Annotated in this window: 24 protein-coding genes and 1 tRNA gene; 9 read left to right on the top strand and 16 right to left on the bottom strand. The window is 69.3% G+C overall.

Annotated features, from left to right (window positions below; all coding sequences use genetic code 11):
- The first annotated feature begins 69 nt into the window (after positions 1 to 69).
- Positions 70 to 486, top strand: coding sequence for a Fur family transcriptional regulator Irr (gene irr / locus ACN5KJ_RS16580; RefSeq protein WP_418595084.1), 417 nt, complete (start codon positions 70 to 72; stop codon positions 484 to 486).
- A gap of 198 nt (positions 487 to 684) precedes the next feature.
- Here irr and ACN5KJ_RS16585 read toward each other — a convergent pair whose 3' ends face one another.
- The 5 genes from ACN5KJ_RS16585 to ACN5KJ_RS16605 form a co-directional block, all read right to left on the bottom strand.
- Complete coding sequence (locus ACN5KJ_RS16585; protein ID WP_418595085.1) at positions 685 to 1821, bottom strand: N-acetylglucosamine-6-phosphate deacetylase; 1137 nt, start codon at positions 1819 to 1821, stop codon at positions 685 to 687.
- 160 nt (positions 1822 to 1981) lie between these two features.
- Complete coding sequence (locus ACN5KJ_RS16590; RefSeq protein ID WP_418595086.1) at positions 1982 to 2851, bottom strand: BadF/BadG/BcrA/BcrD ATPase family protein; 870 nt, start codon at positions 2849 to 2851, stop codon at positions 1982 to 1984.
- A gap of 31 nt (positions 2852 to 2882) precedes the next feature.
- Positions 2883 to 2967, bottom strand: a tRNA-Leu gene (locus tag ACN5KJ_RS16595).
- A 308-nt stretch (positions 2968 to 3275) separates the two neighbouring features.
- Positions 3276 to 3797 carry a tetratricopeptide repeat protein gene (locus ACN5KJ_RS16600; protein WP_418595087.1) on the bottom strand — a complete coding sequence of 174 codons (522 nt, stop codon included), beginning with the start codon at positions 3795 to 3797 and terminating at the stop codon, positions 3276 to 3278.
- Between the two features lie 50 nt (positions 3798 to 3847).
- On the bottom strand, positions 3848 to 4324 hold the full coding sequence (locus ACN5KJ_RS16605; protein WP_418595088.1) for an Lrp/AsnC family transcriptional regulator: 477 nt from the start codon (positions 4322 to 4324) through the stop codon (positions 3848 to 3850).
- A 126-nt stretch (positions 4325 to 4450) separates the two neighbouring features.
- On the opposite strand from ACN5KJ_RS16605, the gene putA reads away from it, so the two are divergent.
- From putA to ACN5KJ_RS16620, 3 genes are all read left to right on the top strand, one after another.
- A complete protein-coding gene (gene putA, locus ACN5KJ_RS16610) occupies positions 4451 to 7861 on the top strand; it encodes a bifunctional proline dehydrogenase/L-glutamate gamma-semialdehyde dehydrogenase PutA (protein ID WP_418595089.1) in 3411 nt (1136 codons plus the stop codon).
- A 240-nt stretch (positions 7862 to 8101) separates the two neighbouring features.
- Positions 8102 to 8875, top strand: coding sequence for a rhomboid family intramembrane serine protease (locus ACN5KJ_RS16615; RefSeq protein WP_418595090.1), 774 nt, complete (start codon positions 8102 to 8104; stop codon positions 8873 to 8875).
- Entirely contained in the window at positions 8872 to 9237 is a 366-nt protein-coding gene (locus ACN5KJ_RS16620) for a GFA family protein (RefSeq protein WP_347166763.1), read from the top strand. Before ACN5KJ_RS16615 ends, ACN5KJ_RS16620 begins: the two co-directional genes overlap by 4 nt.
- 308 nt (positions 9238 to 9545) lie before the next feature.
- On the opposite strand, the gene ACN5KJ_RS16625 is transcribed toward ACN5KJ_RS16620, so the two are convergent.
- Both ACN5KJ_RS16625 and ACN5KJ_RS16630 read right to left on the bottom strand, forming a co-directional pair.
- A complete protein-coding gene (locus tag ACN5KJ_RS16625; RefSeq protein ID WP_347166762.1) occupies positions 9546 to 10337 on the bottom strand; it encodes an inositol monophosphatase family protein in 792 nt (263 codons plus the stop codon).
- An 83-nt stretch (positions 10338 to 10420) separates the two neighbouring features.
- Positions 10421 to 10738, bottom strand: coding sequence for a hypothetical protein (locus tag ACN5KJ_RS16630; RefSeq protein ID WP_418595091.1), 318 nt, complete (start codon positions 10736 to 10738; stop codon positions 10421 to 10423).
- Positions 10739 to 10952: 214 nt separating this feature from the next.
- Here ACN5KJ_RS16630 and ACN5KJ_RS16635 point away from each other — a divergent pair, with 214 nt between their 5' ends.
- Positions 10953 to 11408: a YHS domain-containing (seleno)protein gene (locus ACN5KJ_RS16635; RefSeq protein ID WP_418595092.1), complete on the top strand. Its 456-nt coding sequence runs from the start codon at positions 10953 to 10955 to the stop codon at positions 11406 to 11408.
- A 217-nt stretch (positions 11409 to 11625) separates the two neighbouring features.
- On the opposite strand, the gene ACN5KJ_RS16640 is transcribed toward ACN5KJ_RS16635, so the two are convergent.
- Both ACN5KJ_RS16640 and ACN5KJ_RS16645 read right to left on the bottom strand, forming a co-directional pair.
- Positions 11626 to 12027, bottom strand: a complete 402-nt coding sequence (locus tag ACN5KJ_RS16640) for a hypothetical protein (RefSeq protein WP_347166759.1) — start codon at positions 12025 to 12027, stop codon at positions 11626 to 11628.
- 255 nt (positions 12028 to 12282) lie between these two features.
- Entirely contained in the window at positions 12283 to 13485 is a 1203-nt protein-coding gene (locus ACN5KJ_RS16645) for a pyridoxal phosphate-dependent aminotransferase (protein ID WP_347168008.1), read from the bottom strand.
- A gap of 85 nt (positions 13486 to 13570) precedes the next feature.
- On the opposite strand from ACN5KJ_RS16645, the gene ACN5KJ_RS16650 reads away from it, so the two are divergent.
- The 3 genes from ACN5KJ_RS16650 to ACN5KJ_RS16660 all read left to right on the top strand — a co-directional run bounded on the left by ACN5KJ_RS16650 (position 13571) and on the right by ACN5KJ_RS16660 (position 15185).
- Positions 13571 to 13957 carry a helix-turn-helix domain-containing protein gene (locus tag ACN5KJ_RS16650; RefSeq protein ID WP_347166758.1) on the top strand — a complete coding sequence of 129 codons (387 nt, stop codon included), beginning with the start codon at positions 13571 to 13573 and terminating at the stop codon, positions 13955 to 13957.
- Positions 13957 to 14220 (top strand): succinate dehydrogenase assembly factor 2, encoded by a 264-nt coding sequence (locus ACN5KJ_RS16655; protein WP_418595093.1) that lies wholly within the window; start codon positions 13957 to 13959, stop codon positions 14218 to 14220. The genes ACN5KJ_RS16650 and ACN5KJ_RS16655 overlap by 1 nt, the downstream gene beginning before the upstream one ends.
- Before the next feature lie 467 nt (positions 14221 to 14687).
- Positions 14688 to 15185 (top strand): MarR family winged helix-turn-helix transcriptional regulator, encoded by a 498-nt coding sequence (locus ACN5KJ_RS16660; RefSeq protein WP_347166756.1) that lies wholly within the window; start codon positions 14688 to 14690, stop codon positions 15183 to 15185.
- A gap of 185 nt (positions 15186 to 15370) precedes the next feature.
- Here the strand turns inward: ACN5KJ_RS16660 and ACN5KJ_RS16665 are convergent, their stop codons facing one another.
- Genes ACN5KJ_RS16665 through ACN5KJ_RS16685 form a run of 5 tightly spaced genes read right to left on the bottom strand, consistent with a single transcriptional unit; the run spans position 15371 to position 19686 of the window.
- Entirely contained in the window at positions 15371 to 16042 is a 672-nt protein-coding gene (locus ACN5KJ_RS16665) for a DUF1194 domain-containing protein (protein ID WP_418595094.1), read from the bottom strand.
- The gene (locus ACN5KJ_RS16670; RefSeq protein WP_418595095.1) at positions 16039 to 16743 is read right to left on the bottom strand and encodes a DUF1194 domain-containing protein; all 705 of its coding nucleotides are present in this window, start codon (positions 16741 to 16743) and stop codon (positions 16039 to 16041) included. Before ACN5KJ_RS16670 ends, ACN5KJ_RS16665 begins: the two co-directional genes overlap by 4 nt.
- Positions 16737 to 17171, bottom strand: coding sequence for a VOC family protein (locus tag ACN5KJ_RS16675; protein WP_418595096.1), 435 nt, complete (start codon positions 17169 to 17171; stop codon positions 16737 to 16739). Before ACN5KJ_RS16675 ends, ACN5KJ_RS16670 begins: the two co-directional genes overlap by 7 nt.
- A 40-nt stretch (positions 17172 to 17211) precedes the next feature.
- Positions 17212 to 18606: a surface lipoprotein assembly modifier gene (locus tag ACN5KJ_RS16680; RefSeq protein ID WP_418595097.1), complete on the bottom strand. Its 1395-nt coding sequence runs from the start codon at positions 18604 to 18606 to the stop codon at positions 17212 to 17214.
- Positions 18607 to 18651: 45 nt separating this feature from the next.
- Positions 18652 to 19686, bottom strand: coding sequence for a hypothetical protein (locus ACN5KJ_RS16685; protein WP_418595098.1), 1035 nt, complete (start codon positions 19684 to 19686; stop codon positions 18652 to 18654).
- Positions 19687 to 19945: 259 nt separating this feature from the next.
- Between ACN5KJ_RS16685 and ACN5KJ_RS16690 the strand changes: the two genes are divergently transcribed.
- A complete protein-coding gene (locus tag ACN5KJ_RS16690; RefSeq protein WP_418595099.1) occupies positions 19946 to 20842 on the top strand; it encodes a thymidylate synthase in 897 nt (298 codons plus the stop codon).
- 188 nt (positions 20843 to 21030) lie between these two features.
- Here the strand turns inward: ACN5KJ_RS16690 and ACN5KJ_RS16695 are convergent, their stop codons facing one another.
- Both ACN5KJ_RS16695 and ACN5KJ_RS16700 read right to left on the bottom strand, forming a co-directional pair.
- On the bottom strand, positions 21031 to 21762 hold the full coding sequence (locus ACN5KJ_RS16695) for a transporter substrate-binding domain-containing protein (RefSeq protein WP_418595100.1): 732 nt from the start codon (positions 21760 to 21762) through the stop codon (positions 21031 to 21033).
- Between the two features lie 40 nt (positions 21763 to 21802).
- Positions 21803 to 23818, bottom strand: a complete 2016-nt coding sequence (locus ACN5KJ_RS16700) for a M3 family metallopeptidase (RefSeq protein ID WP_418595101.1) — start codon at positions 23816 to 23818, stop codon at positions 21803 to 21805.
- Positions 23819 to 23978 lie beyond the last annotated feature (160 nt).

The raw sequence follows: 23978 nt of genomic DNA on the forward strand, positions 1-23978 counted from the left end.
CTGTTTGAATTCCGCCCCCGCAAGCCCCTATATTCCACAAGGACCCAAGGCAGACGGCATGGACAGGCGATGACCCAGGCAACGGAACGCGGCAAGGCATGGCTGGCGCACAGCGACCTGCGCCCGACCCGTCAGCGCGTCGCCCTCGCCGCGCTGCTGGTCGGCGACGGCCAGAACCGCCATGTCACCGCCGAAAGCCTCTTCGTCTCCGCCCAGGATCAGGGCGAGCAGGTCTCCCTCGCGACGGTCTACAACACGCTGCGCGCCTTCTGCGACGCCGGCCTGATGCAAGAGGTGACGGTGGACGGCTCGCGCAGCTACTTCGACACCAACACCCACGACCACCCGCATTTCTACTGGGAGGACGACGCCCATCTGACCGATGCCCCCTCGGACGAACTGGTGATCTCGCGCCTGCCCAAGGCCCCCGAGGGCGCCGAAATCGCCTCCGTCGACGTGGTCATCCGCCTGCGCCGCAAAAGCTGACCGCCCCCCGGCATCCGGCGGCAGGCCCGAACCGTCCGCCCTTCTTTGGTCTCGAAATACCTCGGGGTCTGGGGCAGCGCCCCAACGGGGGTTTGGGGGCTCCGCCCCCAAGAGGGAATGCGCGCCGCAGGCGCTCCGCAAGGCAACCGCCCCGCCCAAGCCAACCGCCTCGCTAGGGTCCCGCGCCGCCATGCAGCGTCAGGCCAGCCGCAGCCCCGCGCGCCAGACCCCCCGCAGGGACCAGTCCGCCCCCAGCCAGACCAGATCCGCCGACGCGCCGTCCCGGATCCGTCCGCACCCCAGATGCGCGCCGGGGGTGCCGGTGACCATGGCCAGCGCGCGGGCCTCCGGCACGCCGATGCCCACCAGATTGCGCACCGATTGGGCCAGCGTCAGGCAGGCCCCCGCCAGCGTGCCGTCTTCCAGCGTCAGGCGATCCTGCCGCGCCGCGCCACCGGCCAGCGCCACCGTGGTCTCGCTGCGCAGCACCCGGCGCCCGTTCAGCGCAAAGCCCGGCTCCTCCGAGCCCGCCAGCGCCATGCAGTCCGAGACCGCGTGGATGCCGCTGTCCCGGGCCGCCAGCGCCACCCGCAGCGCCACCGGATCGACATGCAGAAGATCCGCGATCACCCCCGCTGAGACCGCCGCATCCAGCGCCGCGCCGACCAGCCCCGGCGCCCGCGCGCGCATCTGGCTCATGGCGTTGAACAGATGCGTGACATGGCGCGCCCCCGCGTCGAAGGCCGCCCGCGCCGCCTCGGCAGAGCAATCGGTATGGCCCAGCGAGACCGCCACCCCCGCCCCGGCCAGCGCCGAGATCTGCGCGTTCGTCACCGCCTCGGGCGCCACCGTGACCATGAGGAAGGGCAAGGCGCGTGCCGCCTCCATCAGTTCGGCAAGGTCCGCCCCGGTCATCGGGCGGATCAGGGCCCCGTCATGCGCGCCCTTCTTCGAGGGTGCCAGATGCGGCCCCTCCAGATGCAGCCCGGCGATGCCCGGCACACCCGCCCGCAGGGCATCGGAAACGGCGGCAATGGCGCGGCTCACCACCTCCGGCCCGGAAGAGATCACCGTGGGCAGGATCGTCGTCGCGCCAAGCCCGCCGTGCACCCGCGACATCAACCGCAGGGTTTCGACCGTCGGCGCCGCGTCGAACATGACCCCGCCGCCGCCGTTGACCTGAAGATCGACGAAGCCCGGCAGCAGGACACCCTCGTCCAGCGGCTCGACCGGGCCTCCGGCGCCGCCGAACCGGCCGCCCGAGATCCGCACCTCGGCCCCGACGAAATCCCTGCCGTCGAAGACACGCGGCGCGCGCAGGGTCAGATCGCTCACACCCGCCTCCCGTGCACATCTGCCGAAGCAGCCAGGGCCCTCCTGTCACGCCCCAGCCGCGCGGCCATCGGCCCGCCCGCCACGGCCCACACCCGGCCAGGCGGCGCGCACCGATGCCGCCGCAGGGCGCAGCGCGCCCCGCCCTGTCCCGGCAGGCCGGTCATGGCAGGCACCCCTCGGCCATCCGGCCCGCAAGCGCCAGTGCCCCGTCGGGCGCCGCCCCCTGCGGCTTCGTCAGCGCCGCGCGCATGGCGGTCGGCAGGGCCCCGGCATAGACCGGCCCCAGCCCGCCAGTCAGGCACAGCGCCTCGCCGCTTTGCCACCCCAGCGCCGTCAGTGCCCCGGCGATGTAGCCGGCGCCGCGCGTGATCAGGTCGACGGCCTGCGCGTCGCCGCCCTCGGCGGCGGCCACCACGCCCGGCGCCAGTTCGGCCAGATCGCGCGACCGCGCCCGCGTGGCGAAGGCGACGATGCCGCTGCGCCCGCCCATCTCGTCCCACAGCCCGCGCGTCAGGTCGGACCCGGCGCCCCAGCCCTCGGACACCCGCAGCGTCGCGGCAAGGGCCTCGCGGCCCAGCCATGCGCCCGAGGCCTCGTCACCCAGAGCCAGCCCGTGGCCGCCGAGAAAGCGCATGGCGCCACCCGTCTGCCGCGCAAGGAAAGACCCGGTGCCGATCACCGCCACGGCGCCGTCGCGCGCCGCCAGCGCATCCACCACGGAGGCGCGCCGGTCCTCTTCGATCACCACCCGGGCAAAGGGCAGCGCCCTGCGCAGGCGCTCTGCGACGCGGGCATCCACGACCCCGGCCATGCCCAGATAGGCCGGCGCCTGCGCAAGCCTCTCGACCGGCAGGTCCAGCGCCTCTGCCAGCGCCTGCACGACGGCCCGCACCGCGGCCACCGCGCCGTCGAAGTCAGAGGTCGCATTGGCGCCCGGGACGGCGCGTGTCACGCGCTTGCCCCCGTAAAGCGCTGCGCCGCGACAGGTCGTGCCGCCGCCGTCGATGCCGATCAGAAGGGGATGGGACATGGCTTGCCTTTGCCTGTGTTCTCGGGCCCGCTGGTACCCGCGGCCGGACTCGAACCGGCACGGCACAAGGCCTGGAGATTTTAAGTCTCCTGTGTCTACCATTCCACCACGCGGGCCAGCGGGAACTCTCTAGCAAGCACATGCGCAGAGGAACAGGCGGAATCCGCCCTCCCGGCGGCGCACTGCCCGCCCCCCCCCGACAGCCGGACGGCAGTGTCGACGGCAAGGGTGGCCCCACGCTGCGGCGATGGTCCGGGCAAAACCGGGTTCGGCGCCGCCCCGGCCCCACGGCTGACAGCAGGACGCGGCGCGGGAACAGCGCCCGCGCCGCCCCGGTCAACGGCGCTGCGGGGCCGCGCCCTGAAGGCAGCACGACCTCGGGGAAACGGCATCGGACCCCGCAAGGACAGGCCCGGCGTTCAGATCAGAGCTCTTCGCCCGGCACCGGTTTCAGAAGCGCGCGCTCCGCCAGCCACGGGTTCACCGCCAGCGCCGCGCGCAGGGCCGCCTGCCCCTCTGCCTCGCGCCCCAACGCCAGCAGCGTCAGGGCATAGCCCGAGAGCGCGCCCACATGGCGCGGGCGCAGTTCCAGCGCGCGTTCGAGATCGGGCAGAGCCAGCGCGTAGTCCCGCCGGATGAAATTCACGAAGGCGCGCTGGTTGTAGCCTTCGGCGTAATGCGGGCAGTAGCCCACCAGCGCGTCGAAGCGATCGAGCGCGCGCAGGAAATCGTAAGAGGCCCGCGCCCGCATGCCCTCGTCCAGCATCATCTGGCTTGGCTCGTCGGGCGCGTCGTCCCACAGCGCCCACATCCGGTTGACGATCAGCCGCGCCGTCCCTTCGTCCGGGGCCGTCAGCAGGCTGTCATAGAGCGGCGCCATCGCGTCCGAGATATCCGGCACCTCGGGGCAGCCATCCGCCAGCGCGGGCAGCGCAAGAACACTCATCGCGACGGCCAGTCTCATGCAGGCAGGATGCAAAGCCGCCTGCCCCAGGGTCAAGTCACTTCGGCGAGACCGTCGTCCTTGACCGCCTCCATGGCCACATAGGTCGAGGTCGAGGCCATGCCCGGCAGGGTCGAGATCTTGTCCGCCAGCACCTGCCGGTAGCTGGGCATATCCGCCGTGCGCACCTTCAGCAGATAGTCGAAATTGCCCGCGATCAGATGCGCCTGCTCGATCTCGGGAATGGCGCCGACGGCGGCGTTGAACTTGGCCAGCGTCGGTTCGCGGGTGTCGATCATGCGCACCTCGACAAAGGCGACATGGTCGAGGCCCAGCCGGATCGGATCCAGCGAGGCCCGGTAGCCCCGGATGATGCCGTTTTCCTCCAGCCGTTTCAGCCGCGCCTGCGTCGGCGATTTGGACAGGCCGATGCGCCGCGCCAGTTCGGTGACGGAAATCCGCGCCTCGCTGGCCAGGGTCGCCAGAATCGCCCGGTCGAAGCCATCCAGATCCGCAATTTCACTTTGCATCGTTTTATCCCCCACTTTCAGGAGAAACGATAAGCTGAATGCGCAAACTTGGTCAATCCGACTGACGAGATTGCGATACTATGGTCGGAATACCCTCCGGAGCCCCATGTTTTGCCCAAGGACACCATGACAGACCTGCGCGACCGTATCGACGCCCTGACCTACGCGCCCGAGGCGCAGGTCCTTTCCGACCTTCGCACGCTGGCCGCGCTCAGCGAAAGCGACCGCCGCGCCATCTCGCAGGATGCCGCGCGGCTGGTGCGCGACATCCGCGGCAGCACCCGCCCCGGCCTGATGGAGGTCTTCCTCGCCGAATACGGCCTGTCTACCGACGAGGGCATCGCGCTGATGTGTCTGGCAGAGGCGCTGTTGCGCGTGCCCGACGCGCGGACCATCGACGCGCTGATCGAGGACAAGATCGCGCCCTCGGACTGGGGGCGGCACATGGGGCATTCGACCTCGCCGCTGGTCAATGCCTCGACATGGGCGCTGATGCTGACCGGCAAGGTGCTGGAGGACACGCCACCGGGGCCGGTGGGCCATCTGCGCGGCGCCATCAAGCGGCTGGGCGAGCCGGTGATCCGCACCGCCGTGGGCCGGGCCATGCGCGAGATGGGCTCGCAATTCGTGCTGGGCGAGACGATCCGGTCGGCGATGACGCGCGGCTCGAAGATGGAGGCCAAGGGCTACAGCTACTCCTACGACATGCTGGGTGAGGCCGCGCGCACCGAGGCCGACGCACAGCGCTATTTCGATGCCTACGCGCGGGCCATCGAGGCCATTGCCGGGGCGGCGAAGGCCAGCGACATCCGCGATAACCCGGGCATCTCGGTGAAGCTTTCCGCCCTGCACCCCCGTTACGACGAGTTGCAGCGCGCGGGTTCCATGGCCGTGCTGGTCCCCCGCCTGACGGCGCTCTGCAAACAGGCCAAGGATGCGCGGATCGGCCTGAACATCGACGCGGAAGAGGCCGACCGCCTCGCGCTGTCCCTCGACATCATCGAGGCGGCCTTGTCCGACCCGCAGCTGGCGGGCTGGGACGGCTTCGGCGTGGTGGTGCAGGCCTACGGGCTGCGCGCCGCCCCGGTGCTGGACTGGCTGCACGCGCTGGCGACGCGGCTGGACCGGCGCATCATGGTGCGGCTGGTCAAGGGCGCCTATTGGGACACCGAGATCAAGCGCGCCCAGGTGGCCGGGCTGGACGCCTTCCCGGTCTTCACCGCCAAGACCGCCACGGATGTCAGCTATATCGCCAATGCCCGCAAGCTGCTGTCGATGACCGACCGCATCTACCCGCAGTTCGCCACCCACAACGCCCATACGGTCGCGGCAATCCTGCACATGGCGGATGACAAATCCGCCTTCGAATTCCAGCGCCTGCACGGCATGGGCGAGACGCTGCATGGGCTCGTGAAGGACCGCGAGGGCACGCGCTGCCGCATCTACGCCCCCGTGGGCGCGCACCGCGACCTGCTGGCCTACCTCGTGCGCAGGCTGCTGGAAAACGGCGCGAACTCGTCCTTCGTGAACCAGATCGTCGACGAGGAAGTGCCGCCAGAGGTGGTGGCCGCCGACCCCTTCGACACCGCCCGGCCCGGCAGCCTGCCGACCGGCGCCGCGCTGTTCCAGCCCGAACGCCCGAACTCAAAGGGCCATGACCTGCGCCACCGCCCGACGCTGCACGCGCTGGACAAGGGCCGCGACGCCTTCCGCGCGCACCGCTGGCAGGCCGGGCCGCTGCTGGCTGTCGAGGCCGCGCAGGGCGCCGATGAAACCGTCACCAATCCCGCCGATCCCTCCGACAGGGTCGGCGCGGTGACGCTGGCCACACCCGAGGGCGCCCGCGCCGCCGCGCAGGCCGCACAGCCCTGGCAGGCCGACGCAGCCACCCGCGCCCGCGTCCTGAACGCCGCCGCCGATCTTTACGAGGCGCACAGGGACGAGCTCTTTGCGATCCTGCACCGCGAGGCGGCCAAGACCCTGCTGGATGCGGTGGCCGAACTGCGCGAGGCGGTGGACTTCCTGCGCTACTACGCCGCCCGCGCCGAGGGCGCCCCGCCGCGCGGCACCTTCGCCTGCATCTCGCCGTGGAACTTCCCGCTGGCGATCTTCACGGGGCAGGTCTCTGCCGCGCTGGCCACGGGCAACGCGGTGCTGGCCAAGCCCGCCGAGCAGACGCCGCTGGTGGCCTTCCGCGCCGTGGAACTGCTGCATGAGGCCGGTGTCCCGCGCGCGGCGCTGCAACTGCTGCCCGGCGCGGGCGACATCGGCGCGGCACTGACCGCCTGCGGCGCGGTGGACGGCGTGGCCTTCACCGGCTCGACCGAAACGGCGCAGGCGATCCACCGCAGCATGGCCGCCCACCTTGCCCCCGGCGCGCCGCTGATCGCCGAGACCGGCGGGCTGAACGCGATGATCGTCGACTCGACCGCCCTGCCGGAACAGGCGGTGCAGGCCATCGTGGAAAGCGCCTTCCAGTCGGCGGGCCAGCGCTGTTCCGCGCTGCGCTGCCTCTACCTGCAGGAAGACGTGGCCGATACGGTGCTGGAGATGCTGAAGGGCGCCATGTCGGCGCTGGAAACGGGCGACCCCTGGCAGGTGGCCACCGACGTCGGCCCGGTGATCGACGCCGAGGCGCGGGCGGGCATCCTGTCCCACATCGAACAGGCCCGCGCCGAGGGCCGCGTGCTGCATGCGCTGGACACCCCCGCCCAGGGGCACTTCGTCCCGGCCACCCTGATCCGCGTGCCCGGCATCGAGGCGCTGGAGCGCGAGATCTTCGGCCCGGTGCTGCATGTGGCGACCTTCAAGGCGGCGCGGCTGGACGCGGTGATCGACGCCATCAACGCCACCGGCTACGGGCTGACCTTCGGCCTGATGACCCGCATCGACGACCGCGTGCAGCATGTGACCGACCGGGTCCACGCGGGCAACCTCTACGTCAACCGCAACCAGATCGGCGCCATCGTGGGCAGCCAGCCCTTCGGCGGCGAGGGCCTGTCCGGCACCGGCCCCAAGGCGGGCGGGCCGCTCTACCTCGACCGGTTCCGCCAGCAGCCCGCGCCGGGCGCGGTGGCGGACTGGACCGACGCCATGGACCCGCAGGCGCTGGAGACCCTGATCGCCCGCGCCCCCGCCGGCGCACCATCCGCCCGTACCGAGCTTCCCGGCCCGACCGGCGAGGCCAACCAGCTGACCGACATGCCGCGCCCGCCGCTGCTGTGCCTCGGGCCGGGACAGGCGGCGGCAGAGGCGCAGGCCCGCGCCGTCCGCGCCGCAGGCGGCAGCGCGGTCACCGCCACCGGCAGCCTGCCGCCAGAGGCCCTCGGCTCCCTGACCGGCATCGCAGGGGTGCTGTGGTGGGGCGACGCCACGACCGGCGCGGCCTGCCGCGCCGCGCTGGCCGGGCGCGCCGGGCCGATCCTGCCACTGATCACCGGCCTGCCGGACCGGGGCCACACCCGCGCCGAACGCCACGTCTGCATCGACACGACGGCAGCCGGGGGCAATGCGGCGCTTCTGGCGGGTCAGGCCTGATCGCGCCGGGGGGCGGGGGAGGTGCAAACCCACCCTGCCCCGCTCACCGGACCGTCAGGGCTTGCCGGGCGTGGCGGGCTCCCGATGACAGGGGGTGCATCGAGCCGACCCGCCCGCTGCCCCCGACCGGAACGCAGAGTTCAAAGCACGCCTTACTCCCGGAGCACTTTTTTAAAGCCAAACCGGCATGGGCCCACCCGCCACCTTGACGCCGCCGCAAAGGATGCCACCCTCGGCCCCATGTTTCCGATCCGAGACCACAATCCCTCGGGACGCGTGCCCTTCGTCACCTATGCCCTGATGCTGACCAATATCGCGGTCTTTATCGGGACATGGGATCTTGGCCAGTCACCCCGCGCGCTCTACGCCTTTTACGCCGAATTCGCGCTGGTCCCGGCCTTCCTGATGGAAGGCTATGGCTGGCAGGGGTTGGTGACCTCGATGTTCCTGCACGGCGGCCTGTTGCACATCGCCGGCAACATGCTGTTCCTGTTCATCTTCGGCGACAACCTCGAAGACGAGATGGGGCACCTGGGCTTTACCCTCTTCTACCTCGCCTGCGGGATCGGCGCCGGCCTGATCCACGTGATCTCGGCGCCCTATTCCACCGTGCCGACCGTGGGCGCCTCGGGGGCCATCGCGGGCGTCATGGGGGGTTACCTGTTGCTCTTTCCCAGAGCGCGGGTCGATATCCTGCTGATCCTCATCGTGATCTTCAGGATCATCCCGGTTCCGGCATGGCTGATGCTGGCGATCTGGTTCGGGATGCAGCTGCTGGGCGGCTGGAGCACCGCGCCGGACGAGGGCGGCGTCGCCTATTGGGCCCATATCGGGGGCTTCGTGGCAGGCCTGATCCTGACCGTCCCGGTCTGGCTGAAACGTGGCGGCCCGGCCTTCTGGAACCGCACCCGCGGCCAGCCGCCGCACCCGGTGGCGCGTTACGACCGCTCGCATATTCCGCGCATCCGCAGGGCGCGCAGAACAACACAGGTCCCTAGGATACGCCGCCGATGAACCCACACAAAGCCATCTGCCACTGCGGCGCCGTCGAACTGCGCGTGACGCTGAGCGACGGGCTGAACAGCGCGCGCCGCTGCGATTGCTCCTTCTGCCGCCGCCGCTCCGTCCCGGTGGTCTCGGCCCCGCTCGACGGGATCGAGGTGGTCCGAGGCGCCGACAACCTCACGCTCTATACCTGGGGCACGCACACGGCCCGGCACCACTTCTGCAAGACCTGCGGGATCTACCTGTTCCACCGCCGCCGCTCCGATCCGAACGAATACGGCGTGAACCTCTACGCGATCGAGGGGATGGACCCGAAGGACATCGAGCCGGTCGACTGGCACGACGGCGTCAATCACCCGTCCGACCGCTGACCCGACAAGCCTCAGCGCGGGCGGAGACCGGGTTCAGAGGTATTTGGACCAAGAAGAAACCCAGGCGCTGTACCCTGCACAGCCCCCTGCCGCCCGACCGATCCGACCCCCTGCATCCCCGGCGCCCTGCCGTCGGGACCCGCGCCGCGACAGGCAAGCCCGGCAGCACCAGGACACCGCCCTGTGTCCCTGGCAACCCAAGGTCACCCGGGCGCCTTCGCTCTGCCCTGTGCTTCTTCTTGGCCCAAATATCCTCCGCCGGAGGCATCCGACAAAAGCCCCGAAGCGCCCCGGCCGGGGCAGCGCGCTCAGGCCGCGCGCAGCAGCTTGGAGAGCGGCGTGAAGATCTCGCCATTGGCACAGAGGATGGAGCCGCTTTCGAGGAAGTTCTGCCCCGCGCGCACGCCTTCGACCAGCGCACCGGCCTCGATAGCGATCAGGCTGCCCGCCGCGATGTCCCAGATCTTCAGCTCGCGTTCCCAGTAGCCCTCGAAGCGGCCCGCCGCCACATAGGCAAGGTCGAGCGCGGCAGAGCCCGAGGGCCGCAGCCCGGCGACTTCGGGCATGACGCGGGCGAGGTCCTTCAGCGTCGCGGGCAGCGTGTGCTTGCCGGCGAAGGGGATGCCGGTGGCGACCAGCGCCTCGTTCATCGCGCGGCGGCCCGAGACACGCAGGCGGCGCGAATCGTTCAGCCAGGCCCCGGCGCCGCGTTCGGCGTAGAACATCTCGTCCTTGGCGGCGTCATAGACCACGCCGGACACGATCTGCCCCTTGTGCTCCAGCGCGATGGAGACCGCCCAGTGCGGCATGCCGTGCAGGAAGTTCGTCGTGCCGTCCAGCGCATCGACGATCCAGCGCCGGGTCGGGTCCTCGCCCTCGGCCTCGCCGCTTTCCTCGCCGACCCAGCCATAGGTCGGGCGCGCGCCCATCAGCTCTTCGCGCAGGATGCGGTCGGCCTCGATATCGGCGCGGGTCACGAAGTCCGAGGTCCCCTTGCGCGAGACCTGCAGGTTCTCGACCTCGCGGAAATCCTTGACCAGAGACCGCCCCGCCTTGCGCGCCGCCTTCATCATGATGTTGAGATTCGCGCTGCCCTGCATGCTCGGGCCCTTTCCGGATGGCCAAAAGAAATCAGGCCGCGGCTATACGCGGCCTGACCGGTCTTGCCAAGGGGCGGCGCGCCTCAGCGGTACACCACGCCCTTTTCGCCGGCAGGCGCATAGGCCCGCGGCGCGGGCTTGTGCCGGGCGTTGTAATACTTCTTCTGGCCGCCCGGGCGGTCGATGTAGTAGCCCGCGTTCGGGTTGCCGCAGCAGATCACACCGCCCACGGTGACGGGCTGCAGCCCGGCCGGACAGAGGTTCGGCGCCTTGTAGGCATGCACCAGCATGTTCGAGTTCGGGTTGTTGGTTCCGTCGCCCATGTACATGTCGCCCCAGGCGAGCGCGGCGGATCCGGAAACAGCAAAGGCCAGCGTGGCCGCAACAAGCGAAAATCGCATAATAGTCCCCCGTGAAGCGTAATATCTGCCGAACAGGCTAGCAGCCCATCGGGGCAAGTCAATTTTTTCGTGTCTTTGCAGGTGGTTTTCCGATCCCCAGGCGGGCCCGGCGCCGATGCCGCGACCGACACGCGCCTTCACGTCCGCGTGGACGCTCTTTGCCGAAGGCGCCAGCGGGTGCAGATTGGAAACAGTCGTCCCGAGGAATCCCGCCATGCCGCACCTGTCCCGCCGCCACCTTGTCCTCACCGGCCTCGCCGCCCCGGCACTGGCCCTGCCCGCTGCCGCCCGCGATCGCGCGCCCGAGGTCTATGCCGAACTCGGTGTGGCGATCGACGGGTCCGACCCCGTGGCCTATTTCGACGGCACGGGCCCCGTCATGGGCGAGGACCACGGCCTGATGTGGCGCGGCGCCACATGGTATTTCGCATCGCATGCCAATGCCGCGCGCTTCGAGGCCGACCCGAAGGCCTATGCCCCGCAGTTCGGCGGCTATTGCGCCTATGCCGCCGCGCGCGGCTATCTCGCGCCGACGGTGCCCGAAGCCTGGACACTGCACCAGGGGCGGCTCTACCTGAACGCCAGCCTGCGCGCCCGCGCCCTGTGGCTCTCCGACATCGAGGGGAATATCGCCAGGGGCCGCGCCAACTGGCCTGCGATCCTGGGCTGAGGCCCGCCGATCACCACGACCGGCCTCTCCGGCGCCCGCAGGGCGCAGGTCGTCAGGGACCGGTGAAAACAGCGACCGAAGGCCAGGGGCGCAGCGCGGCGCGATCTCCGGCCGCTTGCAGACGGTCTCTGCCATGGCCGGAAATCAAAGGGCGGCCCTCCCGCACGAAAACCCGGTCACCGCGCCCCGGAACCGCCCCGCCCGATTGGCCGGCAGGTCAGCCCTTCATCACCCGGTCCGCCTTCTTGCGCACCAGCACCGTCCGCAGATCGTGCATGGCCATCAAGAGCGCATCCGTGACCTCTTCCAGCTGCACATCCGAGGCCTTGGACTGCGCCCATTGGGTTGTCGTGTTCAGGGTATCCACCGCGCGGTGGATATCGTCGATATCGCGCAGGGCCAGCAGCGCCTTGCGTTTGCGCATCCAGGCCTCGATCTCGGCCCGTTCGCCCGCACTCAGGACATGGTCGCCCTGCGGCCTGATCTCGCCCTTGTTGAGGTTGACCACGGCGATCTGGTCCATCTCGATCCGCCGCTGCCGGTTTTCGGTGTCGACGCGAAAGACCGCGGCGCCGTTGTCGCGCACGCGAAAATAGAACTCCGGCAGGTCTGTGCTCACCCCTGTCTCCTCGCTTCAGGCCGCCCGACTGTCACCCAATGCAGCCGCGCAGTCCACCGCCCCATGGCAAAACACCCGCATCTGCTTGCCTGGCTTCACAATGACCCCGGAAGCGACCAGTCCAGGACATGCCTCCGGCACGATGCCGCCCCAACCGACCGGCCCGCCTCCCGTTTCTTCTGTCCGGAAATATCCCGGGGGTCCGGGGGCTGGCCCCCGGCTGGTCGCCCGGACCGAAGGGCCGGGCGAAACCCCTCAGGACAGCCCCTCGCAGAACCGTTTGATCCGGGCGCAGGCCTCTTCCAGCACCGCGTCCGAGGTCGCGTAGCTGACGCGAAAGTTCGGCGACAGTCCGAAGGCCGCGCCGAAGACCACCGCCACGCCTTCCTCTTCCAGCAGCGCGGTGCAGAAGGCCTCGTCGTCCACGATCGCCACCCCGCCCTTCGAGGTCTTGCCGAGGCAGCCCTCGATCGAGGGGTAGACGTAGAAAGCCCCCTCGGGCACCGCGCAGGCGATTCCCGGACAGGCATTCAGCCCCGCCACCACCAGGTCGCGCCGCCGCAGGAAATGCGCCGCCCGTTCGGCCAGGAAATCCTGCGGCCCGTTCAACGCCTCGACGCTGGCCCATTGCGAGATCGAACAGGGGTTGGTCGTGGACTGCGACTGCACCTTCAGCATGGCCTTGATCAGCGCCTCGGGGCCTGCCGCGTAGCCGATCCGCCAGCCGGTCATGGCATAGGCCTTCGAGACGCCGTTGCAGGTCAGCGTGCGGTCATAGAGCCCCGGCTCGACCTGCGCGGGGGTGACGAATTCGAACCCGTCGTAGGCAAGGTGTTCGTACATGTCGTCGGTCATCACCCAGACCTGGGGATGGCGCATCAGCACGTCGGTCAGCGCCTTCAGCTCGTCGCGGGTGTAGCCCGCCCCGGTCGGGTTGGAGGGCGAGTTGAAGATGAACCACTTGGTGGCGGGCGTGATCGCCGCCTCCAGCGCCTCGGGGGTGATCTTGTAGCCCCGGGCGCGCTCGCCCTTGACGATGACCGGGGTGCCCTGCCCCAGCCGCACCATGTCCGGGTAGCTGACCCAGTAGGGCGCCGGGATCACCACCTCGTCGCCGGGGTTCAGCGTCGCCATCAGCGCGTTGTACAGCACCTGCTTGCCGCCGGTGCAGACAATCACCTGGGACGGAGCGTAGCGCAGCCCGTTCTCGCGGGCGAACTTGGCGCAGATCGCCTCTTTCAGTTCCGGAATGCCGTCCGGCGGGGTGTATTTCGTTTTTCCGGCCTCGATTGCCGCAATCGCGGCAGCCTTGATCGTGTCCGGCGTGTCAAAGTCGGGCTCACCGGCGCCCAGCCCGATCACGTCGCGCCCCGCGGCCTTCAGCTCACGCGCAAGCTGCGTGACGGCGACCGTGGGCGAAGGCTTTACCGCGGCCAGGGTGTCGGAGAGAAAAGGCATCAGGGCCACCCGTTTGTCTTGTTGCGCCCCATGTCTTAGGGTGCGCCCAACGCGCGCACAAGCCGCCGAGAGGAGAGATTTCCCGATGCAGGACATCACCGATTACTACGGCCCCGAGGTTGCGACCTTCGGCGACCGCGTCGCCGCCGCGCGCGAGGCGGCGGGCATGACGCCGGAAGTGCTGGCCAAGCGGCTGGGCATCAAGCTCGTCACCCTGCAACGCTGGGAAGACGACGTCTCGGAACCCCGCGCCAACAAGCTGTCGACCCTGTCGGGCGTGCTGAACGTCTCGATGGTCTGGCTGATCACCGGCGAGGGCGAGGGCGTCGAGGCCCCGGCGGAATCCCTGCCCGTCGACCTGCGCGAGATCCTCGACGAGATGCGCAGCCTGCGCGCCCAGATCAAAAGCCGGGCCGACACGCTGGGCCGTCTGGAAAAGCGCCTGCGCGAATTGCTGAAGGAACAGGCCTGATGGCGCAGGAAGATCACGAGACGCGGCTGAAGCGCCTGCGCATGCGCTCGATGCGGCGCGGCATCAAGGAAATGGACATCCTGCTGGTGCGCTACGCCGACGCCCGCCTGTCGGCGCTGGATGCCGGGGAACTGGACGCCTACGAGGCGCTTCTCGACGAGAACGACCAGGACCTCTACCAGTGGATCTCGGGCCAGCAACCCGCCCCGCAGGCCCATGCGCCGATGGTGGCCGACATTTCCCGGGTCGCGGCGCGGGGCTGAGCCAGAGCCGCCCCCACGCAATCCCGCGCGTCCGAAACCAAAACCGCGAACCAGCCTGCCGCTGCGTCCCGCCCCTACTTCTTTGGTCTGAAAAATACCTCGGGGGGCGAGCGCAGCGAGCGGGGCAGAGCCCCACGCGGGGTCATGCGGCAAGCATGACCCTGGCATGACGCCCCTCCCCCGCCAGGGATGCTCCGACCGCTTCGGCGCATCGGGCCTCCCTCCGCGGCCACAGCCCCTCCCGCTTGAAGGGCCGGCCCCCGCCTCAGCCCTGACAGACGCGGCCAGCGCCACCGCGCACCGCCTGGTCCGGCGCCGCAGACCCGTTACCCCCCAACCGCCCTAACCCCGCATTAACCAGCCCCCGGAGAATGCCGCGAATTTTCGCACTCTTCGCTGCGGTTTAACGCGATATTCGTGTTTTCGCCCGAAACATCCCCAAGGACAAAAAACAGGCGGAGACCACCATGAGCATTCATGCGTCCATGAACAGCGGCCCAAAGCAGGGCTTCATGGCAAGCTACCTCGATGCGTTGAGCCTTGTGGAGCGGTTGCACCGTCTCCTGCTCGACGTCATCAAGGACGAGTTCGAAAGACTGGGCATCATCGACGTGAACGCGGTGCAGGCCCTTCTGCTCTTCAACATCGGCGAGAACGAGGTCACGGCGGGCGAGCTGAAATCGCGCGGCTACTACCAGGGCTCGAACGTCAGCTACAACCTCAAGAAGCTGGTCGAGATGGGCTACATGCACCATCAGCGCTGCGAGATCGACCGCCGCTCGGTCCGGGTCCGGCTGACCCAGCGTGGCCGCGAAATCCGCGGCATCGTGGCCGAACTGTTCCTGCGCCACGCCGACGGGCTGCAGGGCAAGGGGGTGATCAGCCTGGAAGGGATGGACGACATCACCTCCTCGTTGCGCCGGGTCGAACGCTACTGGACCGACCAGATCCGCTATATCTACTGACGCCCCTTCCCTGTCGCCCCCGATCCGGCAGACCGCAAGACCGGCGACACCGGTGGCAGAACGCCACAAGGGCCAGCGGACCGCCCCGGCCAGAGGCCCGAAGACCCGCCTTCGCCCCATGCGCGCCCCCTCTGGGATCGCCCGGACGCCCCCCGGCGGCGGCCATGGATCGCGCCCTGCACCGGCTACCGCGCCGAGACCACCAGCACCTGAAGCTCTTTCTTCAGCTTGCGCACCATCGCCTCCTGAAAATCCGCAAAGCCGCTGGCCGTCTCGATGAAGGCCTCGGGGCCCTGCACCACGTAGGCCTTGTAGTAGGCCCAGAGCGGCCCCAGCACACCCGTGTCCCCCTCGGCGCCGATCACAAGACCGTTGATCACGATGCCGTCCGGGCGCACCGCGCGCGGGTGCGGGCCGGTGTTCGACAGGCCGTCGCCCGAAATGTCCAGCACCCGCCGCCAACAGCCGGCCTGCGACGCCAGAAGCCCCTCCCCGAACCGCTTTGCCGCGCCAAGCGCGGTCGAGGGATCGCTGCCCAGCCGCTCGACCCGCCGCAGCCGCGCCGCCACCGCCGCCACATCCGCGGCGCCGGAGATCATGACCCAGTCCACCAGCAGCCGCTGCGCCTGCGGCCCGGACCATTCGTAGACCGCAAAGGCCACCGGCGCCTCCGGCAGCGCGGCAAAGGCCGCCACGACGCCCGGATCCTCCAGCGCGCCCGCAAGCCCGTCCAGTTGCAGCCGGTATTCCACCGCGTCGACCGAGCCCGAGACATCCAGCCCAAGCGCCAGCGCCTGCCGGCAGGCCGCCCCGGCGCCCCCGGCCCAGAGCATCAGCAGGAGGACAAGCGCCCTCACCCCGGGCCGTGGACCGGCGCGCGCCGGACCTCGCCGACGATCCGGTCCTGGATCTCGCGGTACAGCTTGCGGGTCATCGCCTCGCGGAACCCCTCGTAGCCGGGGGCGACCTCCAGAAAGGCGCCCGGACCGCGCAGCACCTCCATCTCGAAGTGGTCGTAGACATCCGGGTCGGCGCCCAGAACCGCAAGGCCATTGACCACGATCTCTTCGAAGGGGAAGTGCCGGTAGGCCAGCTGCGGCCAGAACCCGTCGTTGGTGATGCCGTCGCCCGACACGTCGATCACCTGCCGGTCGCAGGCGGGTGCCTCGCGCATCAGCGTCGCCCCGTAGCCCAGGGCATAGCCAAGGGCGGTTGGATAGCGCCGGTAGGACCGCTGCACGCCGCGCAGCCGCGCCGACACCCCGGCGATGTCCTCGGCGCTGCGCAGCACCACCCAGTCCTGGATCAGCACCGACTGGCGCCGCCCGCTCCATTCGTAGATCGCCAGCGCCACCGCGCCGGGGTTGCCGAGGATGGCGCCCTGCACCTCTTCGGCCTGCAGGGCGGCGGCGATCCCGTCGCGTTGCAGCACGTATTCCGCGTCATCGACAGAGGACGACACGTCCAGAGCCAGCACAAGCGCCAGCCGACAGTCCTGTGCCAGCGCCCCGAGGGGCGCCAGCATCAGGCCGAGGGCAAGCGCCGCCGGCCTTACCAATGGCCCGTGTTTTCCATGCTGGCCCAGGGTTCCGCCGGGGCCTTGGCCTCGCCTTCCTGAAGCAGCTCGATGGACACGTTGTCGGGCGAGCGCACGAAGGCCATGTGCCCGTCGCGCGGCGGGCGGTTGATGGTGACGCCGTTGTCCATCAGGTTCTGGCACATCTCGTAGATGTCCGGCACCGTGTAGGCGAGGTGGCCGAAGTGCCGCGAATCCGAGGGCAGCCCCTCGTCGCCGTCCCAGTTGTAGGTCAGCTCCACGTCCGCGTGGCCATCCGCCTGCTCCGGCGGGCACAGGAAGACCAGCGTGAACCGGCCCTTGTCGTTTTCGATCCGGCGCCGTTCGGTCAGGCCCAGCAGCTCGTAGAATGCGATGGACGCGTCAAGGTCCTTCACCCGCACCATGGTGTGCAAGTACTTGATTCCCATAAGGTCTCCCTTCGCAGCCCGGCTTGGGCCGCTGTCGTTCCTAGAATACCGATCTCAGGCCAAGGCGCAGGTCCGTGCCCTGAGTCTCGTAGATGGTATAATTGGACTGTCTGTCGCGGAAGGAAACCCCGACCTCGGGGGCGAAGCCGTAGTAATCCAGATCCGGCAGCGTCACATCCAGCGACACAGCCCATTGCCTATCCTGCCTCGGATCGGTCCAGAAGGTCGTTGGGCCCCGGTCGTAGTCCACGGCCTCATAGCTCAGCGCCAGGCGCGGCAGCATGCCCCTCACCGGCTTCGTCCGGGCATAGGTCAGCACCGCACGCCCGGTTTCCCGCGCAACGGACCGCGAGTCGGACTCGGTGTCGGCCCATCCCAGATCCAGCCTCAACAAACCCTGTCCGACCTCTTTGGACAGGGTGACGCCGTAGTCCCGCGTATCCGAATCGAGCACCGAGAAATCACGCCGCTCTTCGGTCTCGAGGCCAAGGCGCCCACCAAGGACCATCCCCGGCGCCACCGCGCGCCCATAGCTGAAGTCCAGCCGCACCGCGTCCGACAGCGTCTTCCCGGCCAGCCATGTGCGCTGCAGCGAGAGCTCTGTCAGCGCCAGCCAGCGACCATCAGAGGCCCGCGCCTCGTACCCCGCCGAAAGCCGCAGCTCTTCTTCCCGGTAGTCGTCCGCATCCACGCCCGGCACCTTGTCACGGGCGTCCTCGGAGAAACGCAGGCGGGTCACATCGAGGTCGACGCCAAAGTTCAGCCGCCGGTTCTCCGCCAGCGCGACACGATAGACGTAGCCGGCGCCGATGCCGTATTCCACACCCGACAGCGGCACGGCGGTGGGGTTGACGAAGGGCAGCCCGGCGAAGGTAAAGCTGTTGGACTTCGGCGCGTTGTTCAGATTGTCCGAGGGCGCGACGCTGACATCCAGCGACAGCCGCCACGGCGTGATCCGGCGAACATGGCGAAAATCGCGGATGGCCACCGCCCGGCTCGCTTCATCCGGGGCAATCTGCGCAGCCCGGCGCAGCCAGTATTGCGCGATGGCCCGATCCCCCTTGGACGACCGCGTCTGCGCCTGGATCATCGCGGCGAAGAAGCGGTCCTGCGGTGTCGAGGCCGCCGCCCAGGCGGCGCGCGCCGCCTTCACCGCCTCGGCATCGCGGCCCAGGTCGCGCAGGGCGCGGGCGCGCAGCATCAGGGTCTGCGGATGGTCCGGCGCCCCCAGAAGGGCGCCGTCCGCAAGGATCAGCGCTGCCTCGGGCCGACCATCGGCGAGAAACCCGGCCGCCGCGCCGCGCGCCTCGTCAAGGCTCAGCCGCGTCTCTTCCGCCTGCACGGCCGAGATGCACAAGCCCAAGGCCAGCGCCGGACCGGCGACCAGGGACAGCCAGCGCTGGGGCCGCGAGGCCCAAGGCAGGGGGCCGCGCAAAAGGCGCCCTGCCCTCTGCCAGAGGGGGCTCGGGTTGGCCACGGATCAGCGTTCGCCGACGAAGGAGCCGACTTCGCGGACGGTGACCTCGACATACTCTCCGCTGACCGGATCGATGCCGACGGGCGTCTCGCCCTGCACCACCACGATACCGGCCACTTCCTCGCCGTTCGGACCGGCAAACAGACCGCTCCATCTGCCGCCGATCTCACCTGCCGGGGTTCCGGCATCCGGGCCGTTTCTCCGCACCATTTGCATGTTGCCGGAGTCGATCGACCAGTTCTCGAAGTTGATGGTGTTGGGGTCCAACCGCAGGTAGGTCGCGTCCCCCACGGTGTCGCCCGTGGCGTTGGTCTCTGTCAGTTCGACCCCCATCGCGTCGAAGACCTTGCGATCCAGCACAAGGCCGCGCACGCTGCCGGTCTCGTCGTAGTCCTCGATGTCGACGGTGATCTCCGTCGTACCGGTGACATACTGGATCTGTTCCTGCGGATTGCGGGTATCGGGATAAAGGGTCCGGACCCCGGCGTATTCCCCGCTGAAGACGTAGGTTGCATTGGCCACGGGCAGGGCACCGGTGCCGGACAGCCGTTCGACCCCGATGCCGCCGACATCCACCGGCCGCTTGAACACGGTGGACCGAGAGCCCGCCGCAGCGGTCTGCACGTAGTCCGTGCGCCGGAAAACCGCATAATATTCGTCGACCGTAGCGGCATTCTGATAGGCATCGTACCGCGAACCGGCGGCGCGCAGCCGCGCGCTGGCGGTATCGTCGCGGTCAAAGGGGTTCCTGTCGTCGAAGGTCATGTTGTTGAGCACCAGCTCGCCGGTCGCCGGGTCGAAATCGATATCGTTCATCGGGGCCGTTGCCGAGGCCCCCACATCCGCACCGTACTTGTCGGGCGAAGGGACCGGCTCCGGTTCGGGCTCGGGTTCCGGTTCGGGGACAAGCGGCTGTTCACCGACCCCGACACCATCGGTATCGCCAGAGGACAGCGGGTCGTCGTCGCCGCCACCACTGGACGAACTGCACGCCGAAAGAGCGCCCGCAACCGCGAGCGTGAGAAAAATGCGATACATATGACTGCCTCAGGTCTTGCCCAATTATTTTGAAAAAATCTGCGGGGCGGGCGGTAAAAAGTCAATTCTGCCTGCCTTTTGCGCGCCACATGTGAGGCAAATTCGCCCCACACCCGCCAGGCCTTCGGCTTTACGGACTGACGCGGCCACTGTATCTTGTGGGAACCGCCCCCCCCCACCCCTTCCATTAGAGGCCGTCCATGCTGCTGAATTCCCCTCTCCCCGCCTCTTTCCCGCCGTCCCGGCAGGAGGGCTGATCGTGCGGCATCCCGAATATCAGTACCTCGACCTGATGGAACGCGTGCTGGAGCAGGGCGATGCGCGGGTCGACCGGACCGGCGTCGGCACCCGGTCCCTGTTCGGCGCCATGCTGCGGTTCGACCTCTCGGAAGGCACCGCGCCGATCCTGACAACCAAGCGGGTCTACTGGAAAACCGCCGTCAAAGAGATGCTCTGGTTCCTCACCGGCGGCACCAACCTCCAGCCGCTTTTGCGCGAGAACGTGCGGATCTGGACCGACTGGCCGCTGGACAGCTACCGCCGCGAAACCGGCGAGGCGATCTCTCAGGAAGCCTTCGAGCAGCGCATTGTCGAGGACGATGCCTTTGCCGCGCGCTGGGGCGAGCTGGGGCCGGTCTACGGCAAGCAGTGGCGCCGCTGGCTGGGCGCGGACGGGCGCGAATACGACCAGATCGGCACGCTGGTGCAGACCCTGCGCGAGAACCCGTCCAGCCGCCGGATGCTGTTCCACGGCTGGAACGTGCCGGAACTGGGCCAGATGGCGCTGCCGCCCTGCCACATGGTCTACCAGTACCACGTCACCTCGACCGGACGGCTGAACTGCCTGCTCTACCAGCGTTCGGTCGACCTGTTGCTGGGCGCGCCCTTCAACTTCGTCGGCGCCACGGCGCTGCACCTGATGCTGGCGGATCAGGCGGGCCTGACCCCCGGCGAGCTGGTCTGGGTCGGCGGCGACGTGCACCTGTACCAGAACCACCTCGATCAGGCGCGCGAACAGCTGACCCGCGAACCGCGCCCCCTGCCCCGCATCGCGCTCACCCGCCGCGGGCAGGGCATCGACGACTACCGGATCGAGGATTTCACGGTAGAGGGCTACGACCCCCACGCCGCCATCAAGGCAGAGGTCGCGGTCTGACGGCCTGCGGATTCAGCCCGGTCAGACCCCTTGAGCAACCGCAGGCGGGGTAGGCCCGCCCGGCCCGCTTCGCCATACAGCGAACCGAAGCACGGGGCGGCATCGGAAAGATCGGCGCCGCTCCGGTATCCTGACACCGGCCAGGACGGCGACAGGCGCCTCCGCCCCTGCCGGTCAGTGTGCGCGCCCTAGGATGCAGGCACCACGGCGCAGTCGCGGGACACCCCGTGCCGCTCCAGTATGTCGCCAACCAGCCCCGAGCGCGCCGCCTCATCGACAAAGGCCCGCAACGCCGCCGCCGCCTTCGGGCGGCCCTGCGGCACACCCATGGCCTGACGGATCGACATGAAGGCCGGGGCCAGCACGCGGGCGCCGGGACGCGCCGCGGCCTCTCGTGCCATGACCGCGCCGATGCCCGCCACCGCCGCGACCGCCCCGTCGTCCAGCGCCGCAAGCATGGCGTGGATATCCGGGAAATGGACAAGCCGCTCCGCGCCCTCCTGCCGCTCCAGCGTCAGGCTGTAGGCACTGCCGACCACGGTGCCCACCGCCGCCCCCGAGGCCACAAGCGCCCCCGCATCCGCCGCATCGCAGCCCGGTCCGGCCAGGTAACAGCCGTCGATCTGCACGTAGGGCTCTGAAAAGGCGATGGTTTCCGCCCGCTTCGGATCGACCGCCAGAAAACACAGGTCCCAGACGCCGGAGCGGGCCGTGTCGGAAACATCCACCGCGCGCGCCATTTCGACGAAATCCACCGCCAGGCCCAGCCGCGCGGCCAGCGCCTGTGCAAGATCCACCGTGATGCCCCGGGGCCGCCCCGCCTCATCGCGCCCGATCAGCACCCCGTTGCCAAAGTTCAGCGCGGCGCGCAGCCGCCCTTCGGGACAGAACTCGCGGATCGTCTCACCGTCCATCGACATGGCATACCCCTTCTGGTGCCGCCGGGCGCAGGGCCCGGCCTCAGGCCGCCAGCCCGCGCCCCTTCAACAGCGCCTCGACCCCCGGCATCCGGCCCCGGAAGCGGGTGTACAGCACCTCTGCCTCGACAGAGCCGCCGCGCGAGAGGATGTAGTCCTCCAGCCGCCGCGCCACCTCGGGGTCGAAGGCGCCACCGGCCTCTTCGAAGGCCGCGAAGGCGTCGGCATCCATGACTTCCGACCACATGTAGCTGTAGTAGCCGCTGGAATAGCCGTCGCCCGAGAAGACATGCGCGAAATGCGGCGTCGCGTGGCGCATGGCGATGGCATGGGGCATGCCCATCTCTTCCAGTACCTCGGCCTGCTTCTGCATCACGTCGGCGGGCGGCTGGCCCTGGTGGAACTCCAGGTCCACCAGCGCCGAGGCCACGTATTCCACCGTCTGGAACCCCATGTCGAAGGTCGCGGCCTTCAGCACCTTGTCCAGCAGGGCGGGCGGCATCGGCTCGCCGGTCTCGGCATGGGTGGCGAATTCCCCCAGCACCTCGGGCACCTCCAGCCAGTGCTCGTACAGCTGGCTGGGCAGTTCGACGAAATCGCGCGCCACCGAGGTCCCCGAGACAGAGCCGAAGGTGACATCCGACAGCATCTGGTGCAGCGCATGGCCGAACTCGTGGAACAGCGTGCGCGCATCGTCATAGGACAGCAGCGCGGGCTTGCCCCCGGACGGCTTGGCGAAATTGCAGACGTTGACCACGATGGGCGTCTTGGCGACGGGCCGCTTCGCCTGCTCGCGGAAGGTCGAACACCAGGCCCCCGACCGCTTGGAGGCCCGCGCGAAATAGTCGCCGATGAAGACCGCAAGATGCTGGCCATTGCGCGTCACCGCCCAGGCCCGGCAGTCGGGGTGGTAGAGCGGCACCTGCAGCGGTTCGAACGACAGCCCGAACAGGCGGCTGGAACAGGCAAAGGCCGCCTCGATCATCCGGTCCAGTTGCAAGTAGGGCTTCAGTTCCGCCTCATCGAGATCGTGCAGAGCGCGGCGCCGCTTCTCGGCGTAGTAGCGCCAGTCCCAGGGCTCCAGCGGGCCGGACAGACCGTCGGCCTTCAGCATCGCTTCCATCTCGGCGGCATCCGACAGGGCGGCAGCCCGCGCCGGTTCCCAGACCGCCATCAGCAGCTCGCGCACCCGCGCGGGCGTGCCCGCCATCTCGGTCTCCAGCTTGTAGGCGGCGAAGTCCTCGTATCCCAGCAGCGCCGCCCGCTCCTTGCGCAGCGCCAGCGTCTCGGCGGCGATACCGCGGTTGTCGGTCTCACCGCCGTTCTCGCCCCGCATCACCCAGGCCCGCCAGGCCTTCTCGCGCAGCGCACGCCGGGGCGAGAACTGCAGGAAGGGCGTGATCAGCGACCGCGACAGCGTCACCAGCGGCGTCTCGAAACCCGCCGCCTCACCGGCAGAGCGCGCGGCATCGACGACGAACTCCGGCAGCCCCTCCAGATCCGCCTCGGACAGGGGCATGGACCAGGCCGCCTCGTCCGTCAGCAGGTTCTGCGTGAACTGCGTGCCCAGCACGGCCAGCCGCGACTTCACCACCGCCATGCGCTCTGCCGCATCGCCCTCCAGCGCCGCCCCGGCCCGCACGAAGCCGCGATGCGTCAGGTAAAGCACCCGCTCTTCCTCGGGCTCCAGCGCCTCGCGCCCGTCCCACAGCGCCTCGATCCGGGCAAACAACGCCTTGTTCGAATAGATCGCCGAGGAATGCGCCGCCAGCTTCGGCGAGAACTCCCGCTGCAAGGCCTGCCGCGCCGCGTTGCTGTCGGCGCCCGCAAGGTTGAAAAACACCCCCAGAACCCTGTCCAGCGCCGCGCCCGCCCCCTCCATCGCCTCGACGGTATTGGCGAAACTCGGCGGCTCCGGGTTGTCGGCAATCGCCTCGATCTCGGCCAGATGCTCCGCCAGCGCCGCCTCGAAGGCCGGCGCGAAATGCGCATCCTCGATGGCGTCGAAGGGGGCGATCCCGTAGGGCGTCTGCCAGGGCATCAACAGCGGGTTGGTCATCACGTCTCTCCTGTCTGCCCGTCAAAGCTAGGCGACCCGGGCCGCGGCTTCAATCGCGCCCCCTGTGCTTCTTCTCTGCCCAGGTCCCCAGGACCCCGCCCCCCGACAGGCGCCACCGTCTCGACCGGGCGCCGCCCGAACCCCGGCACCCCAATCCGAC

Source organism: Ponticoccus sp. (in: a-proteobacteria) (genome assembly GCF_048381735.1).